The organism is Stenotrophomonas maltophilia group sp. RNC7 (assembly GCF_030910085.1).
Taxonomy (GTDB): Bacteria; Pseudomonadota; Gammaproteobacteria; order Xanthomonadales; family Xanthomonadaceae; genus Stenotrophomonas; species Stenotrophomonas sepilia.
The window spans coordinates 1-313 of the sequence record NZ_JAVFVN010000179.1 but is presented as its reverse complement, the minus strand read 5'-3'; the positions used below and the strand labels follow the sequence as shown (position 1 = coordinate 313).

General features: G+C 58.8%; 1 protein-coding gene. It reads left to right on the top strand.

From position 1 onward, the window contains the following. Positions 1–33 precede the first annotated feature (33 nt). On the top strand, positions 34–216 hold the full coding sequence (gene rpmF, locus RCF13_RS02365) for a 50S ribosomal protein L32 (protein WP_006389284.1): 183 nt from the start codon (positions 34–36) through the stop codon (positions 214–216). The last annotated feature ends 97 nt before the right edge of the window (positions 217–313 follow it).

Genomic DNA, 313 nt, shown 5'->3' with positions numbered 1-313 from the left:
CGCGTACAATGCGCCCCGTTTCTAGGAGTCATCATGGCTGTTCAACAAAACAAGAAGTCCCCGTCCAAGCGCGGTATGCACCGCTCGCACGATTTTCTGGTGAATCCGTCGACGGCTATCGAACCGACCACGGGCGAAACGCACCTGCGTCATCACATCAGCCCCAACGGCTTCTACCGTGGCCGCAAGGTCCTGAAGACCAAGGCCGACGAATAAGGCCCCCGGGCCGAACTCGTACTCGGACCAATTCGGCTGAGCGCTGATACCTGGCACCCGTGATACGCATCGCCATAGACTGTATGGGCGGAGACTT